18 protein-coding genes and 1 pseudogene are annotated in these 16065 nt (G+C 61.4%); 14 read left to right on the forward strand and 5 right to left on the reverse strand.

Annotated features, from left to right (window positions below; all coding sequences use genetic code 11):
• The first annotated feature begins 601 nt into the window (after positions 1-601).
• From NKI25_RS32705 to NKI25_RS32715, 3 genes are all read left to right on the forward strand, one after another.
• Positions 602-847, forward strand: a complete 246-nt coding sequence (locus tag NKI25_RS32705) for a type II toxin-antitoxin system VapB family antitoxin (RefSeq protein ID WP_352592888.1) — start codon at positions 602-604, stop codon at positions 845-847.
• The gene (locus NKI25_RS32710; RefSeq protein ID WP_352592890.1) at positions 847-1275 is read left to right on the forward strand and encodes a type II toxin-antitoxin system VapC family toxin; all 429 of its coding nucleotides are present in this window, start codon (positions 847-849) and stop codon (positions 1273-1275) included. Before NKI25_RS32705 ends, NKI25_RS32710 begins: the two co-directional genes overlap by 1 nt.
• A gap of 837 nt (positions 1276-2112) precedes the next feature.
• The gene (locus NKI25_RS32715; RefSeq protein WP_352592893.1) at positions 2113-2265 is read left to right on the forward strand and encodes an XRE family transcriptional regulator; all 153 of its coding nucleotides are present in this window, start codon (positions 2113-2115) and stop codon (positions 2263-2265) included.
• 3 nt (positions 2266-2268) lie between these two features.
• On the opposite strand, the gene NKI25_RS32720 is transcribed toward NKI25_RS32715, so the two are convergent.
• The 3 genes from NKI25_RS32720 to NKI25_RS32730 all read right to left on the reverse strand — a co-directional run bounded on the left by NKI25_RS32720 (position 2269) and on the right by NKI25_RS32730 (position 3901).
• Complete coding sequence (locus NKI25_RS32720; protein WP_352592972.1) at positions 2269-2538, reverse strand: nucleotidyl transferase AbiEii/AbiGii toxin family protein; 270 nt, start codon at positions 2536-2538, stop codon at positions 2269-2271.
• Positions 2539-3269: 731 nt separating this feature from the next.
• Positions 3270-3671: a type II toxin-antitoxin system VapC family toxin gene (locus NKI25_RS32725; protein ID WP_352846450.1), complete on the reverse strand. Its 402-nt coding sequence runs from the start codon at positions 3669-3671 to the stop codon at positions 3270-3272.
• Positions 3668-3901, reverse strand: coding sequence for an AbrB/MazE/SpoVT family DNA-binding domain-containing protein (locus NKI25_RS32730; RefSeq protein WP_352592898.1), 234 nt, complete (start codon positions 3899-3901; stop codon positions 3668-3670). The genes NKI25_RS32725 and NKI25_RS32730 overlap by 4 nt, the downstream gene beginning before the upstream one ends.
• 478 nt (positions 3902-4379) lie before the next feature.
• Here NKI25_RS32730 and NKI25_RS32735 point away from each other — a divergent pair, with 478 nt between their 5' ends.
• The 3 genes and pseudogenes from NKI25_RS32735 to NKI25_RS32745 all read left to right on the forward strand — a co-directional run bounded on the left by NKI25_RS32735 (position 4380) and on the right by NKI25_RS32745 (position 6121).
• Complete coding sequence (locus NKI25_RS32735) at positions 4380-4622, forward strand: type II toxin-antitoxin system Phd/YefM family antitoxin (RefSeq protein ID WP_352592901.1); 243 nt, start codon at positions 4380-4382, stop codon at positions 4620-4622.
• Positions 4619-5038: a type II toxin-antitoxin system VapC family toxin gene (locus tag NKI25_RS32740; protein ID WP_502896993.1), complete on the forward strand. Its 420-nt coding sequence runs from the start codon at positions 4619-4621 to the stop codon at positions 5036-5038. The genes NKI25_RS32735 and NKI25_RS32740 overlap by 4 nt, the downstream gene beginning before the upstream one ends.
• Positions 5028-6121 (forward strand): annotated as a pseudogene (locus tag NKI25_RS32745) (tyrosine-type recombinase/integrase). Before NKI25_RS32740 ends, NKI25_RS32745 begins: the two are co-directional and overlap by 11 nt.
• A 36-nt stretch (positions 6122-6157) precedes the next feature.
• On the opposite strand, the gene NKI25_RS32750 reads toward NKI25_RS32745, so the two are convergent.
• Both NKI25_RS32750 and NKI25_RS32755 read right to left on the reverse strand, forming a co-directional pair.
• A complete protein-coding gene (locus tag NKI25_RS32750) occupies positions 6158-6676 on the reverse strand; it encodes an RES family NAD+ phosphorylase (protein ID WP_353000530.1) in 519 nt (172 codons plus the stop codon).
• On the reverse strand, positions 6673-7062 hold the full coding sequence (locus tag NKI25_RS32755) for an antitoxin Xre/MbcA/ParS toxin-binding domain-containing protein (protein WP_352708388.1): 390 nt from the start codon (positions 7060-7062) through the stop codon (positions 6673-6675). The genes NKI25_RS32750 and NKI25_RS32755 overlap by 4 nt, the downstream gene beginning before the upstream one ends.
• A 565-nt stretch (positions 7063-7627) precedes the next feature.
• Here NKI25_RS32755 and NKI25_RS32760 point away from each other — a divergent pair.
• From NKI25_RS32760 to NKI25_RS32795, 8 genes are all read left to right on the forward strand, one after another.
• Complete coding sequence (locus NKI25_RS32760; protein WP_353000537.1) at positions 7628-8302, forward strand: protein-L-isoaspartate(D-aspartate) O-methyltransferase; 675 nt, start codon at positions 7628-7630, stop codon at positions 8300-8302.
• 1232 nt (positions 8303-9534) lie between these two features.
• Positions 9535-10737, forward strand: a complete 1203-nt coding sequence (locus NKI25_RS32765; protein ID WP_352828419.1) for an ABC transporter substrate-binding protein — start codon at positions 9535-9537, stop codon at positions 10735-10737.
• A gap of 77 nt (positions 10738-10814) precedes the next feature.
• A complete protein-coding gene (locus NKI25_RS32770; protein WP_352478406.1) occupies positions 10815-11681 on the forward strand; it encodes a branched-chain amino acid ABC transporter permease in 867 nt (288 codons plus the stop codon).
• 5 nt (positions 11682-11686) lie between these two features.
• Positions 11687-12661: a branched-chain amino acid ABC transporter permease gene (locus tag NKI25_RS32775; RefSeq protein WP_352708385.1), complete on the forward strand. Its 975-nt coding sequence runs from the start codon at positions 11687-11689 to the stop codon at positions 12659-12661.
• Positions 12662-12665: 4 nt separating this feature from the next.
• Positions 12666-13445, forward strand: a complete 780-nt coding sequence (locus NKI25_RS32780) for an ABC transporter ATP-binding protein (RefSeq protein ID WP_352708383.1) — start codon at positions 12666-12668, stop codon at positions 13443-13445.
• A gap of 2 nt (positions 13446-13447) precedes the next feature.
• Positions 13448-14170, forward strand: a complete 723-nt coding sequence (locus tag NKI25_RS32785) for an ABC transporter ATP-binding protein (protein ID WP_352592925.1) — start codon at positions 13448-13450, stop codon at positions 14168-14170.
• 8 nt (positions 14171-14178) lie between these two features.
• The gene (locus tag NKI25_RS32790) at positions 14179-14919 is read left to right on the forward strand and encodes an aspartate/glutamate racemase family protein (RefSeq protein ID WP_353000532.1); all 741 of its coding nucleotides are present in this window, start codon (positions 14179-14181) and stop codon (positions 14917-14919) included.
• A 102-nt stretch (positions 14920-15021) separates the two neighbouring features.
• Positions 15022-15726, forward strand: coding sequence for a GntR family transcriptional regulator (locus NKI25_RS32795; RefSeq protein ID WP_352592978.1), 705 nt, complete (start codon positions 15022-15024; stop codon positions 15724-15726).
• The last annotated feature ends 339 nt before the right edge of the window (positions 15727-16065 follow it).

Consider the following 16065-nt stretch of genomic DNA (forward strand, 5'->3'; position numbering starts at 1 on the left):
ACCGGGACCGCGGCGGATCGAGATCGAAACGGCGCTTGAAGGCAATGACCTCCAGATCGTGATCGCCGACAATGGCCCCGGTGTGCCCGCCGAGATCCGGAATGGTCGCCATCTCCGCGCTCAGAACGCCTAGTCTCAGTCTAGCGAGGAGTTCGATCGACGTGGCCGTGACGATCGGCTGAAGCCATCGCAGGACCATTATTTTGAAGGGCCCGCTGCACCTTCCCGGGGCAGCGGGCTTGGCATTTGTGCGAATGCTAACTCCTTTGGTACGACCCCAAAATCAACCATCCAGGTTTTCATAAATGGCCCCTTCCCCGCAGCACGCTGTCTGGGATGTTTCGGCACACGATCGTGTATCGAAGCTGCATATCAGGCTGCAGCAAAAAGCTCATGCTGACCGGCCGGACGAGATCGAAAGAAGGTTCGGCTGCGTCAGGCGTCCTGGCAATCCGCCCGACTGAGCACCAGAACCGACCCTCCCGACGGATTTTCGCGAGCTGCATTCCTCCCTCCCCTCCTTACCAAAACCGCCGCTCGCGAATTCGCTGGCGAGTATATCTCGGATGTGATATACATATATCACTCGGAAGATATACAAATGCCGCTCTTCATTCGCGATCCCGACGTCGATGCCATGGCCGTCGAGCTGCAGCAGATTACCAACGCGCGCAGCAAGACCGAGGCCGTCAGAACCGCCTTGCGCCATGAGATCGAGCGCAACCGCGGCAGCGTCCCGCTGCGCGAGAGACTTGCCAAAGTCAAGGAAATGGCGCGGCGGATCGGGCCGGCCAACCCTGATTTCGATATGAAGAAATTCACCGACGAAATGTGGGGCGACGACTGATGTTCGTCGATGCCTCGGTGATCGTTGCCATCCTGAACGAGGAACCTGGCGCGGAAGAACTGGAAAAGCGGCTCGCGGCCGCGACCAAGCCGCTGTATATCTCCCCGCTCGTCCGGTTCGAGGCAGCCCAGGGTCTCGCGCGAGCATCGGCCGAAGCCATCAAAAAGAACGCCAAGCCCACGGCCGACATGCTGGCGCAAGCCCGTGATACCGTCGACGCCTTTTTGATCGAGATCGCCGGCAAAGAAATCATGATATCCGGCGACATCGGCGACCGGGCGATCGAAGCCAGCATGAAATACGGCAAAGCAGTCGGCCACAAAGCCGATCTCAATTTCGGCGATTGTTTTGCCTATGCTTGCGCGAAGGCTCACCGGCTTGCCCTGCTTTACAAGGGCAATGACTTTTCACAAACTGATCTGGCGTAAGGCTTTCCAGGCCTTGCATCGCGGCGCGAGAGCCGATGGGCCCTTTTGCATGCTTTGGGCGAATCGTCGTCTTTCATGGCTAAACGCAATATTACGAGGGACGTTCGCTGCAGCACTGGTTTTCTTCGGCCGGATCAACCCCGTCACGACGGGGCCCTCGGCGGGCTGGAGCTGCCGGGCGTGCAGGGACGCGTTCCTTGAGGGCCTTGGAGACGACCACCGCTGGCGGGCCTCGGCCGCACGGAACTCCGCGAGAAGTGCGACGGCGCGTTCGCTGTAGCCCGGCTGACGCCGGCCTCGCGCGCCAGGTTGGCGACGGTCAGCGCCCCGTCGGTGCACTCAGGCGGCTGTCGAGCAGCCGCACCATCGCCGCCCTCAGCGCCGCTTCACCGCCTTGCGGCCGGCAAGCCAAAAGCCGTGCAGGATAGAATGTTGGACGCGCTGGCGGTCGCAAGCTTCGGGCAGAAGGCCGATCTGGCAAAGCCGATGAAGCACCGGGGTCAGGCGTGATGGAAATCGCCTTGCCCTACCCCTCCGACGCCTACAGGGTCATCTATGCCGTCCAGCTCGGCGATTGATCTGGGTCGTGCGTGCATTCCAGAAGAAGTCGACCACGGGCATCGCCACGCCTAAGGAGGCGATCGACCTCATCAAGGCGCGGCTGAAGCAAATACGGAAGATCGAGTCATGACAGAGAAAAAATCGAGATCGTCAGAGGCAGCGGCAATGTCTACGCGGACATGGGGGATCCCGACGCCGATACCAAGCAGATGAAGGCCTTCCGAGATCATCGCTGCGCTGAATCGGCGGCACCTCACGGTCAGAGCTGCGGCGGAGGTGACCGGCGTTAGGCCGTCGGATATTTCGAACATCCGCAACGCCCATCTTGGCAAGTTTACCATCGATCGGCTTGTGCGGGTGCTGAACCGGCTTGACCGAAAGGTGACCGTTACGGTCGAGAAGGCGAGACATGGAACTGTCGCCGCCTAACGCCTAATATGGCCAAGTTGCTCTGCCGGCGACCGGCAATGCCCTCCCTGTTGGCTCTTGGTCAATGAAGCCGAGTAGCTGAGGGTCGTCGAGGAAGATATCGACGTCGTGGCTTTCGCGATGGTTGATCTGGATCATCATCGCCGTGCCGCCGCCAAACGACCATTCGAATTCAAAACCTCCGGCCTTCTTCCGGAGCTGGTCGATCAGATCGGCAGCAATGGCGAAAAGCCGCCGCCATTTGGACGGACGACGGCTATGGACCTCGATCATCAAGCAGCGAGTTAATAGGTCTCGCCGGACCAGGCAGAGAAATGGGCCGCGAAAGCCTTCGGATTATCGACCGCATCTGGTGCGCGGCGGCGAACTCCATCTGCTGCTCGACCGGCACTTCTGCAAGGAAGGCACTGACCTGCCCAGGATACTGCTTCGCCAGATCTAGATCCGAAAGACAATGAGCCAGCGCCACCCGTCGAGCTGTTCGCTGTAGGGCGCGTTAACTGTCGTCAGAACCAAGGCCAGATGCTCGCTCATAGTCATGCAAAATAGTCAATTCGTGGATGGGCACAAGCTGCGAGACTCGGACACTGCAAATGGCTCGCGAGGCTCACAATCGTCCTTCCGTCGACCACAGTGACGCCTGAGCGGTCATGCGCGCGTAGACGGACGAGCTACAGAAGCGCGCGGGTCGAGCAGCATTCGGCCGGCTGCGAACTGACTTCGGAGCATGACTCCGGCACGTCCCGCCCTTACGAGCTGCCGCGCGCGACGGTTCCGCGTCGACCTCACCAAAGGCTCTGACGGTCCCCTCCTCGCGCTAGCCGTAAGGTGTAAACGGCGGTTCCGCATTTCAGCTTACGACTTCAATTGAAATCGGGAAATAAAACCGACACCCGCAAATACCAACGCCGCCGCGATCGTTACCGAGTCAACCTGACCAAAGCGTCCGGGCTCTAAAAAGCACCCTCCTCTGCCGGCGCGGTTCGAGGCCTCGCCAGGCGCGCTCAGCAGGCTGGCGTGATCAACATCAGCGATGGAAAATAGGTGCGATAACGGCCGACGTCGCGGGTGAGCAGCGGCAGCTCACCGACCGCCGCGTGGGCGCCGATGAAGAAATCCGGCAGCACCCCGGTGCGCGATCCGCCCGATTTGCGATACTGGGTGAACACCTTTCCGGCCAGGAATAGCACCGGCCGCGGCATCGTCATGATCTCGAGGCCGGCCGCGTCAAGAAAGGCGTCGAGATCCTCGATCCGGCTGTAGCGGACCGAGAGCTCTGCATAGACGACGTCGTTGATCAGCAACGGTCCGCGCAGCGAGGCGGCCTCCAACTGTTCGATCGACCACTCCGCCCAGTCCTGATCGTCGGTGACGAGGTCGAGCAGAACGTTGGTGTCGACCGTCACGCTTCGTCGCGCGTCAAGGTCATGATCGCCTCGGTGCTCAGCCCCTTGCCGGCATGGCCGCGCAGCTTGGCAAAGCGGCTCGCCGGCCGTTTTTCGTCCGCACGAACCAACACCACGCTGCCGTCGGCGGCGCGGCGAAAATCCACTTGGCTGCCCGGAGCGATGCCCAAGAGATCGCGCACGGGCTTGGGAATGGTCACTTGACCTTTTGCGGTTACGGTCGTTGTCATTGCAGCCTCGGTAAGGACACCTCGAAATATGGTATTACCTCCGCGCGATGGATTCAAGTATCGGGAGTTGCCCTGAGCCGTTAGCCGCGATGTCCGCAGATCCTTTGCCGCTGACCTTCGGAACTCGGCACCGCCGCGACCCTCTTGAGTTCATCTGGACTGGGGCCAACAGCCTCGGAAAAGGCCCGTCGCTCGCCTTCGATTGAAGCGAGAAGGCAAAAACCATCGTCTGACTTTTCAGCTTAGGGCTTTAATTGAAATCGGGGAGTGAAAGCCACAGTCACCGAGGATGATGTGAGGCCAAAGAACACTATCGATAATGACCTCTTATCGGTGACTTGACCAAGCCTTGACCAACCGACGGAATCAACGCTATGGTCGCGCAAACTTCGTCGTGCAAGGCTGCGCTCAGCGCGACGAGAGTGGCCGTGGCGGAACAAGGAGGCCACAGCGTACAACGCCACACGAGGACGGAAAAATGACCATCACAGTGAAGGTCGGCGAGGCCAAGACCCATCTCTCCGAACTGCTGGCGAAAGTCGAGGCCGGCGAGGAAGTGATTATTTCGCGTGGCAACGATCCGATCGCAAAACTCTCCCGAATCCACAAGGATAACCGGCTGGACGCCTTGATCGACGAGGTTCGCGCCGCGCGCGCCAAGGCGAAGCCCGTGACCACTGAAGAGATCCTGGCCTGGCGTCACGAAGGGCATCGCTACTGATGATCTTGGTCCTCGACGCCTCCTTTGCCGCTGCCTGGCTCTTGCCGGAGCAGCACAGTGAGGCGGCCGAAACAACAATCGCGGGACTGAGAGGCCAATCTCCAGTCCCTTCCTTGTTCTGGCACGAGGCGCGCAGCATTGTCCTGACGGCCGAACGGCGCGGGCGGATCGTTCCCGGCGAATCGATCTCCGCAATGGCGCGACTTCGCCGGCTGCCGCTTGAGGATGCGGGCGCAGGGCGTGACGGCGCCATCATCGAGCTTGCCATCGCGCACGGTCTTAGCGCCTATGACGCCGCCTACCTTGCGCTGGCAATCGAAACCGCGTTGCCGCTGGCCACCCTCGATCGCAAGCTCGCAGTTGCCGCGCGCGGCCAGGGAATCCGAATTCTCGGACCGCTCGCGAATGGCAACTGACCGCGTCGGTCGGCCATCGGGCAATGGTGTTCGACGCGCCGAGGCGCTCGACTCGCATTGGATTCGGTGTTGCCCTTCGACCGCCGCGAACTTTTGACCGACGACGACGTCGCGATTGCTGCGCCATCTGGCCCAGGAAGGCATCGGCAAAAACTCCCTCCGCGCGCTCGCCCGACCTCGGCTATCTCGACGCCTAGTCGCTGGCCGCCACCGGACAGCCTCTGCCTTGGCCGGCGCCGGAATCCCTGCTCCTCAATTCGTCGCTCACTGCGTTTGGGATTTTTCGAAACGCGAGGCCGACCCGGCGCAGGGCATGCCGGCTGACGTAGCGGCGTCGGTGGGTAGCCCAGGGCCTGTTACGGATGACAAAAAACCGCACGCGTCGTCCACCGTGCGCCGGCGGCTGTCGAGCTGGTCAATCTTGACCAAATGGGGCGGAACTTGTCGGAAAATTCAATGCGCCGGGCTGCAGAGCGCGATCAAGACCGCCGATATTCTGGCCGCCCCCCTGAAAACATGCGCCGGCAACCGTCTCGTCGACGTCAGGGATCGCGCGATTCTCATCAGCGCCTTCGCCTCCGGCGGCCGGCGTCGCAGCGAAATTTCTGCTCTTCGCTTCGAACAGCTGGTCGACGAAGACCCGGTTCCGGCCGATCCCAACGCTTCCGACGGCGATAAATTGCCATGCCTGTCGATACGGCTCGGCCGCAAAGAGACGACGCAAGCCGACAGCGACGCTTTCGTGCTGCTCGTCGGCCGGCCTGTGCTGGTTTTGAAGGACTGGCTGGCGCGCGCCGGGATCAGCGACGGCGCCGTGTTTGGCGGCCTCGACCGCTGGGGCAATCTCGAAGCGCGCCCTGACGCCGCAGGCCGTCAATCTGATCCTGAAGCGGCGCACCGCCGAGGCCGGGCTCGATCCGCAAGCCTTCTCCGCCCATGGCTTGCGCTCCGGCTATCTCACCGAAACCGCACGCCGCGCCATTCCGCTGCCCGAAGCCATCCAGCAGTCGCAGCATCGCTCCATGCAGCGCCTCGAACTACTACAATGACGCGGAACGCACACTCGGGCGGGCGGGCGGATAATCGCCTGAGTCGCAATTCGATCCGACCCTTGCGGCGTTAGCTCCAGGACAATTGGTTCCGAGGCAGCCGGCCTCCCGGATCGATCACCCTGACCTGGTGCGGGAGCACCTCGCCCCAGCTCCATAGCACGAGATTCTGATCGGATGTGACGGCACCTGGCGCGAAGCTGGGCACGAGAATGCCGAACTTGCCTTCAGCAACGAAGCGGTCATGGATGCTCCATGACGGCGGCCGTTTGCCATCGGCGAGAAAATCCATCCATGCACAAGCCATATCTTCGAACCGGATCCCGGCGTCGGCCTGGCCTTGCGCCGTCCTCAGATCGACAATGTCATCGCAATCGATCTCGTATGAGCAGAGCACGCAGGGATCAATGCGATGTGCAAAACCCTGATTGGCCTCCTTCACGGCCGTCATGACGTCGAGCGCCAGATAAAGCGTACGCACACCTTTCGGGTTGAATCTGGCACCCCGAATAGCCGCTCCGTCGCCTGAGATCGGCTGGAACGACCAACGCGGATCATGGGCGCGGTAGCAAATTCCGGCAAACCTCAAGCAAAGCCACCAACGGCGACGTGATCCAGGTAGTCGCGAACCGCGCTGGCCTTGCCTTCCTTAACCAGAGCTTCCGCCGTCCGTCCGCCGAAGGCCGGTATCGGCTGCGCCCGATACCAAGCCATCGCCTGCTCCTTGCCTCCAGCCCAGTCGGTCACCCTGCTGATGATCTCAAGCATTTCACGAAGGCGACCTTGCGTCTTTGCAGCACGGCTACGCTCAACCCTATAGAGGGTTTCCCGCGCAAGACCCGCCGTTTCGGCAAGCTGACCTTTGGACATACCGAATCCATCCGCAACCTGGGCGACAGCGATCTTCCCAGCCCGATCCATATAGGACAGCACCAACGGTTCGTTCTGAACTGGAGCTTTCAACGCTTGGGTCATTCCTGTCTCCCTTGCCATATTCAGAAACACATTTCTTGTGCATAAGATATGGCATTGCGCGACGGACTACAAGTCTCGGTTGGCGGATGAGACGTCGTTGAGGCCTCACCAGACGCATTCACACGTTCGTGTTCTGGCACATTCCTTGTGTGCACAAAAACCCACAAAAGGCCCCGAAACCGGCCAAATGCACGCACAACGTCCAGTTCTCCCGATCGGTCGCCCATTGGCGAGGCCCGCGTCGACCGAGGATCGGGCGACCGACGCCCAAGTCGACGAGGTCAAGGTGGCTGGCTGCCGCCTCGTCCACCAGGAGCACGGCTCCGGCGCCTCGCCCTCCCGGCCGGTGCTGGCGAAGCTGATGCGCGAGATAGCCGCATACGGGACACACCGCTATGGCGATATAGCGCCCAGAATCTCCAGGGTCGCCGCCGGCGATAGCCTGCCAAGACGGTCACCCACGCTTGCCCTGGGCACCCGTAATGGAAACGATGGCGGGCGCTACCGTGACGAACAGGATATAATGCTCACCGGCAGCAATCTGGTTGAGGAAAGCCCCACCGTCATGAAGCCAATGAACGAAGAGCACCTCGCGGTCCTACGCAGGCACATGGTCGAGATGATTGCAATCCATACCGACCTTGCAAGCGAAGAACTCGGCAAGGCGGCGCTCGATGAGCGGGTGATGGAAGCGATGCGGCGAGTGCCGCGGCATCTCTTCGTGCCAGCCTCGGTTGCACCTTATGCCTACCAGGACATGCCGCTGCCGATCGGCTTCGATAAAACCGTCTCGCAGCCATTCATCGTCGCTCTCATGACCGATCTCCTTGCTCCCCAACCGCACGAGGCGGTGCTCGAGATCGGCACTGGCCTGGGCTATCAAACCGCAATCCTCGCGGAACTCGCCGGGCAGGTTTGGAGCGTAGAAATCATCGAGGAATTCGCAAGCCATGCCGAGGCTCTGCTGCAGGGCCTCGGCTTATCCAATGTCGGCATTCGTGTCGGAGACGGGTCGCGCGGCTGGCCCGAGCACGCCCCATACGACAAGATCCTGGTCTCCGTCGCGGCTGGCCGGGCGCCGCCGGCCTTGCTTGAGCAGCTCAAGCCGGGGGGACGCCTGGTTCTGCCTGTGGGACCTCAAGATGTGCAGTTGCTGACGGTCATCGACAAGGATTCGGCAGGGCAACTGAAGACTCGCAAACTCATCCCGGTTCGGTTCAGCCGGCTCGAAACGGTCTAATGAGGTGCGACAACTGGCGCGACCGCGCTTTTCCGACCGTCAATCAGATGCCAGCCTTCCGCGTTTCTTCGCCCTTGGTGAACGCGAAGAACGGTAGAGTCGAGGTGTGGCGCAGTGGCGGTAGGTTGAACATATCTGTTTGCCGCCCCTTCGTCTGGCCCTGCCTTATTGATTCAACCTTGGCTCCGTTTCCACACCTCGCTCATCGAACCGGACCTGCAGATCTCCCGCATCCGGCTCTCGGACAAAAACTCACGCCTTCACCCACGACACGCCACGTCCAAGTCGGGTCAGACGTACGAGCCCGATGTGCTCGTAAGATCCGAGTCTGGATGGGCCCCGCCCTTGCATCGTCTGGTCTTGTGTTTGGAACGCAGCCACCGGGGCAACCGCACTGCAGTGTAACTGTCGAGGGCCCGGTATGCCTTGCTGGTGGTTCCTACCGAGAACTAGTTCGCCCATCCGCGCAGCATCCGGTTTACCTTCGCTACCAACAATGTGGTCTCTTCCCATGTACCCTTTTCGGTCAGTCAGCGAGTGGATGTTCTCCACAGCGCGTCTGATGCTCTTCTTCGATGGCCGTTGCGCCAAGCGGGCCGCTGACGATCCTTTCCGGTCGATCTTTCAGAGAATAGGTGGAAGGGAATCTCGCCGTGTGATGGCGCTCTGGGCACTATAGCTCGGGCCAGAGTGACGCAGGCAAAAGCAGCACAATTCCAACGAATGCGACATTCCAGACGAGGGAACGAAACAGGGGAACCCCCGCTGCGTAGGGCGGGAGATAAACCAGCCTGACTGAGAATAGAGACTAGCTCCCCATTCGCTGAGGCCGCTCTCACGACCGAGCGCATGGACAAGGAGGACTCCAGCCACGAACACGGGGAACGTCTCCAGGGCGGAAGCGGATTGGCAGCCAACCGCAGAGCTGGAGCCCGCTCCCGCCCCTATCCTCCCGCCGACGTTCCCGGCATCGGCATGTTCATTGTGCTTCCCAGCCGTAGTCAGCCGTAGGGGGAAATGGCAGCCGAATGAATGAATACGCCCCAACCAGCGCTACCCGAATCGACGCCGATTCGAATCTTTGCGCTCTTCATCTACGACCGCTCACAAGATTGTCAACAATCGGAAAAAGTTTTGTTGACAGGTGGTTGATTTGAGCCTTCACTCACAAAAGTCCGCGTATCGGTCGAGTTCTGTCGCAACAATGCGCGGCCTCCAAAGGGGAAAGAACAATGATCAACAGGCGTTCAATAATCACATCCGCGGCGCGCGGCGCCGTCTCCGCGCTGGCAATCATGGCCGGCGGCACAATCACGGTGTACGCCGCCAACAAGGAACTCAAGATCGGCTTTGTCGGCGTGACGAGTGGCGCGGCCGCTGCGTGGGGCACATCCAACGTCCGCTCGATGCAGACGCGCGCCGCCTGGATCAACGAAACCGGCGGTGTGAAGATTGGTGACGAGACCTACGACATTAAAATCGTCACCTTCGACGACCAGAAGGACCCGAAGCGGGCGATCGCCGGCATGGAGAAGATGGCCCAGGAGGGCATCCACTATGTCGTCGGTCCGAATGTCGACGACGGCGCGGCGGCGGTGCGTCCCGTAGCGGAATCCAAGGGCATCATCTATTTTCCCTACGCGTTCCCGAAGGAACTCTACAGCCCGCCGGCGTCCAACGCCGTGCTCGGCATGATCGCCAACTACCAGTCGGCTCCGGCGATCTACAAATATCTCATGGAAAAAAGGGGCGTGAAGAAAGTTGCCTTTGTCGCCGCCAACGAATCCGATCCGCTGAGCCAGCGGGATGGCGGTGTTGCCGCGGCAAAGGCGCTCGGGCTCGACGTTGTGGCTGCCACGGACGTCTACCAAAACGATACCCGCGATTTCACGCCGGTACTGACGCCGATCGTTTTGCAAAAACCGGACCTGCTGGTGCTTTCGGGTGTCGCGCCCGGCAATGCGCCGCTGCTGATCCGCGCCGCGCGCGAGCTCGGCTACGAAGGTCTGATCTCCACCGAAACGGCGCAGGATGCCAAGGTGCTGGAAGAGGGCGCGGGCGAGTTGGCCAACGGCTTCATCTCAGTCGGCGGCGCCTCGACGCCGGAAATCGCGTCCGACACGATGAAGGAATTCGTCGACCGCTATACGAAAATGTTTGGCGAATACAATGACGAGTCCAACACCAAGGTCTACGCGCTAGAATACATCATCGAGACGCTGAAGGCGAACCCGGCCGCGATCGACAATGTCGAGGAGTTCAAGAAGACGATCGACACTTTCTCGGCGCCCAATCCCTATCTGAAGGACGATGCCAAGCTGACCTATGTCGGAATGACGTCATTCGGCCAGAAGCGCCAGCTTTCGGTCCCGATGGTGGTCACGGAATACCGCGACGGCAAGTTCGAGACGCTCTTCGTCGCTCAAGTCGATTGACGCAACTGCACTGAAGCGGATTGCCGCAGAGGCTCGTGCATTCGCCTTGAGCCTCTGAATGGCCGGGAACCATCCTGATGGAACAAGTCATCGCCAACGGGCTTTATCTTGGCGCGCAATACGCCTTGATCGCGCTCGGTCTGACCCTGATCTTCGCGCTGATGAACGTGCTTAATTTCGCCCATGGGCAGATGTACGTTCTCGGCGGCTTCATCACCTACACCGTCTATGGCCAGCTCGGCATGCCTTTCGTCGTCGCGCTCGTTGCGTCCGGGATCACGCTGCTGGTCATTGGAGCGCTGGTCGAGAAATTCCTTTTCAGAACGGTGATTAGGCGAAGCGTGCGGGAGGAAAGTACGATGCTTCTCGCGGCGGCGGTCGCATTCTTCCTCGACGCCGTGATCCTCCTCCTGTTCGGTGAAAAGCAGCGCGGCGTACCGAAGATCGTCAACGGCGTCTTCGTCTCCGACAGCCTTATAATGCCTTACGACCGGCTGCTGGTCGGCGCTCTCGCCATACTGTTCATCGCATCCTTCGTGCTTTTCATGCAGTATAGCAAGCCGGGACGCGCCATGCGGGCGCTGGCGCAGGACCGGGTCGCGGCGCAGCTCATGGGCGTCGAGGTCGACCGCTATTCGATGATCGGCTTTGCGCTCGGCGCCATGCTTGCCGGCATAGTCGGCGGGCTGCTGGTCGCCATCACCGGCGTCAATTCGGGCATCGGCGGACCGATCTCGATCAAGGCGTTCTTGATGGTGATGATCGGTGGGGCCGGCGTCGTCAGCGGAGCAATCGCCGGCGGCTTCATCCTCGGCATGATGGAATCGGTCGGCCTGACAGTGCTACGCCAGTATGGCGACGTTACCTATCTCGTCATCTTCGCCGCGCTGATGGTCTTCCTCAGCATCCGCCCGAACGGGCTCATGGGCAAGCCGTGGGGGTGATGGACATGAAGCGTACACGCAACATCCTCGCCGTCGCTGTCTTCCTGCTGGTCGTACTCATCGGCGTGCCCTGGCTGATCGAGGCGACCGGTCGGCTCGACCTCTACTATACGCTGACCTCGGTCGCGCTGCTCAGTATCGCCAGCGCCGGCGTATGGGTGACCTTCTACATCGGCCGCATCAATATCGGCCAGGGTGCCTTCGCGCTTATGGGCGGCTATGTTTCGGCCATCCTTGTCGTCCAGTATGGTGTGTCGTTCTGGCTGACACTGCCGCTGGCCGGGCTGTTCTGCGCCGCTGCAAGCGTGCTGATCGGACTGCCCATCCTAAGGCTCCGCGGCGTCTATTTCGCCATGGTCACGCTGGTTTTGACCGAAGTAGCGCGGCTGCTGGCGCTGGCGCTGCCGATCACCAACGGCGCCAAGGGCATGGTGAGCATTCCGCTCCCCGGCGGCATTTCGATCGTCGGCCTGACCATCCTTCCCGATTTCGCGACGCTCGCCAATCCACGCCCGGCGTTCTATCTCGTCTCGGTGGTGCTGATGGTGCTGTGCTTTGCCGGGCTTTACCGCCTGGTCCATTCGCGCATCGGCAAGCTCTGCCAGTCGCTGCAGCAGAACGAGGAACTGGCCTCCTCGATCGGCGTCAACATCGCCTATCTGCGCGTCATCGCCTACGCCATCTCCTCGTTCCTCGGCGGTCTCGGCGGCGCGATGTTCGTCGCCATCTCGCAGTCGATCTATCCGTCCAGCTTCACCGTCACCGACTCGGTGAATTTCATGCTGAACTGCTTCCTCGGCGGGCTCAGCTACGTCTTCGGGCCGATGATCGGCACCTTCGTGCTCTATTTCGGCTGGGATTTCCTGTTCGAGACCGGCGAGTTCCAGTTGCTGATCTTCTCGTCGGTGCTGATCGCGCTGATGCTGTTCCTTCCCAACGGCCTGCTCAGCCTGCGGCTGTTCGGCAAGAAGCAGGGCTAGGACCATGACCGAGCTTCTCCAGATCAAGGCAGTGACCAAACGCTTCGGCGGGCTGGTCGCGGTTAACAATGTTTCCTTCGCCGTCCGGGAACGCGAAATCCTCTCCGTGATCGGTCCCAACGGCGCCGGCAAATCGACGCTGTTCAAGCTGATTTCCTCTTTCATCAGTCCGACCTCGGGCGAGGTGCTGTTTCGCGGACAGCGGATTTCAGGTCTGGCGCCGCATATCGTCGCCCGGAAGGGCGTCGTCCGCACATTCCAGGAGACGACGATCTTCAAGGGCATGACCGTGCGCGACAACGTCATCATCGCACATCACCTGCGTTCCAATGCCACCCTTGCCGGCTTCTATCTCGGCACGACTACAGCGCGGCGCGACGAGGATGAATTCGGGCGATCCGCCGACGAGATCATCGACTTCCTCGATCTCGGCGCGCAACGGCATGAGATCGCCAGCACGCTGCCGCACGGCCATCTGCGCGCGCTGGGGATTGCCATCGGCCTCGCCACCAACCCGACCGTGCTCCTGCTCGACGAACCCTTTGCCGGCATGAATCACGACGAAACCGCGCGTACGGTGGAGATGGTGCGCGGCGTCCGCAAACGCGGCGTGACCGTGCTGCTCGTCGAGCACGACATGCCAGCCGTGATGAACATTTCCGACCGAATCGTCGTCCTGAACTTCGGTGTGAAAATCGCCGAGGGAACGCCGAAGGAAATCCAGGAGAACGAAAAGGTCATCGAGGCCTACCTCGGCGCCGAAGATGAGACGATCGGATTTTAGCCATGAGCGAACTGCTGAAAGTCTCCGACGTCGAACTCTACTACGACCATGTCTATGCACTGAAGGGTGTGTCGCTCAACGTCAACGAGGGCGAGACGGTAGCGCTCATCGGCGCGAACGGTGCGGGCAAATCGTCAGTCCTGCGCGCCATCACCGGCCTGAAAAAGGTCCGCAGCGGCGAGATCCATTTCCAGGGCCGTCGCATCGACAAAACGCGGCCGGATGAGCTGGTCAGGATGGGCATCGCCATGGTGCCGGAGGGGCGGCGCGTCTTTTCCTATATGACCGTGCGCGACAATCTAATGATGGGCGCATTCACCCGCACCGACAAGGCCGACATCGCAAGGACGCTGGACATGGTGCTCGGGCGTTTTCCGCGCCTGAAGGAACGCTATTCGCAGATGGCGGGCACGATGAGCGGCGGCGAACAGCAGATGCTGGTGATCGGGCGGGCGCTGATGGCCAAACCGAAGCTTCTGCTGCTCGATGAACCCTCGCTCGGCGTCGCGCCGAAGCTCGTGCAGGACATCGCCCGCTCGATCGTCGCAATCAACCGCGACGAAAAGGTCAGCGTGCTGCTGGTCGAGCAGAATTCGCGCATGGCGCTGCGCATCTCGCAGCGCGCCTACGCACTGACGACCGGAAAGATCGCGCTGGCCGGACATTCGGCTGAGCTGCTTGGCGACGACCGGGTCAAGAAACTCTATCTCGGCGGCGAAATATGAAAGCGCAAATGGACGTACTCGTCGTCAATCCCAACACCACCGCGTCCATGACCGAAAAGATCGGCAAGGCGGCGCGCCGCGCGGCTTCGGCCGGCACCAGGATCATCGCCGTCAATCCGAAGGATGGGCCGCCGAGCATAGAAGGCTATTTCGACGAGGTCTTCGCCATCCCGGGAATGATCGGCGAGATCCAAAAACATCCGGCGGCGAGCGCCTGCGTCATCGCCTGCTTCGACGACACCGGCCTCGACGCAGTACGCTGCGTCGGCGAGATGCCGGTGGTCGGCATCGGCGAAGCGGCGTTTCACATGGCGAGCCTGATTGCCGGCAAATTTAGCGTGGTGACGACGCTGTCGCGTTCGGTGCCGGCGATCGAGCACAATCTGGTGCGCTACGGCCTCGCCAGCCGCTGCGCCAGGGTGCGGGCAAGCGACGTTCCCGTTCTGGAGCTCGAAGTGCCCGGCTCCAACGCCCGCCATCGAATTTCGGAGGAGATCGAGCGCGCCATCCGCGACGACCGGGCCGAAGCGATTGTGCTGGGATGCGCCGGCATGGCCGACCTCGCCGCCGCGCTCAGCCGCGAACATAGCCTTCCCGTGCTCGACGGCGTCGCCTGCGCAGTAAAACTCTGCGAGAGCCTCGTCGGCCTTGGCCTGTCGACCTCAAAGCGCGGCGGCTACCAGGTTCCACTCGAAAAATCCTTCGCCGGAATCTTTGCGCCCTTTTCGCCCTCCGGCCGTGTGTCCTGATGCGTGCAAAATTGTTGACATTCCCACACAGGATGTTCGATGTGCGGCCGGAAACGCGGTGTTCGCGCCGCTATGCGATCCGGCCGCCGGGACAATGAGACGATGGACCTGCTTGGGCCAAAGCCACGGGATGGCGACAAGCCGACGATGCGCTGGTTTCCGGTCTATGCCGGCCTGCGCGACGCCATCGTCAGCCACCGCCTCGCACCGGGCACAAAACTACCCGAGGACGAACTCGCCTCGATCTATTCGGTGAGCCGCGCGGTGATACGCGCGGCGCTGCAGGCGCTGTCGCATGACCGCTTGGCTCGGCTCGAGCCGAACCGCGGCGCGTTCGTCGCCCAGCCGACCAAGCAGGAAGCGCGCGAGGTGTTCGAAGCGCGGGCGCTGATCGAGCCCAAGGTCGCGGCGCTTGCCGCCGAACTGGCAAAGCCGGCCGAGATTGCGCAACTGCGGCTTCATCTCGAAAAAGAGCACGAGGCCCTGCATGCCGGCCGCGACAGCGACGCCATTATGCTGTCGGCAAAATTCCATGTCGGCATCGCCGAAATCGCCGGCCATTCGATCCTGACGGGCTTCGTCAAAGACCTGCTGTCGCGGTCGTCGCTGATCATCGCGCTCTACTGGCGCCGCCGCGACACCACCTGCGAAAGCCAGGCCCATCACGCCCTTGTCGATGCCATCGAAAAGCACGACGCAAAAGACGCGTCCGACCTGATGCGAAGCCATCTCGTCGACCTGCTGTCGGGCCTTGATCTGACGCTTGGCGAGAAGAAGCCCGAGAGCCTGTCGGACATCTTGCGCTGATCTGCGCTGTCAAACCTTTCGCGGGAGTTCGCCTATGTCCGCGCCATGCTGGGCGTGATTGAAGGCATAGCTTCGGTCCATGACTACTACTGCTTCTTCGTTCCTGCCGTCATAATGGTAGCGCTTGTAGAGTCCCGCGGCGCTGCCCTCCGGCTGCCACTGCTCCTGCTGGGCCATAGAGTCAAATCAGTCCCTCCCGCACAACGAGCCGGTCGGGCAACGCGCCCGATCAGAGCTTGAAGCAATCATAAAGCGCGTGTTGGTCGCTCAAGCCGACCCGGTGAAACGCGATGCGCTCGAGCGGGACATCTGCGCAATGGCAGCAGTTCGTGGTGGACG

Source organism: Mesorhizobium sp. M0808, from assembly GCF_040320025.1.
Taxonomy (GTDB): domain Bacteria; phylum Pseudomonadota; class Alphaproteobacteria; order Rhizobiales; family Rhizobiaceae; genus Mesorhizobium.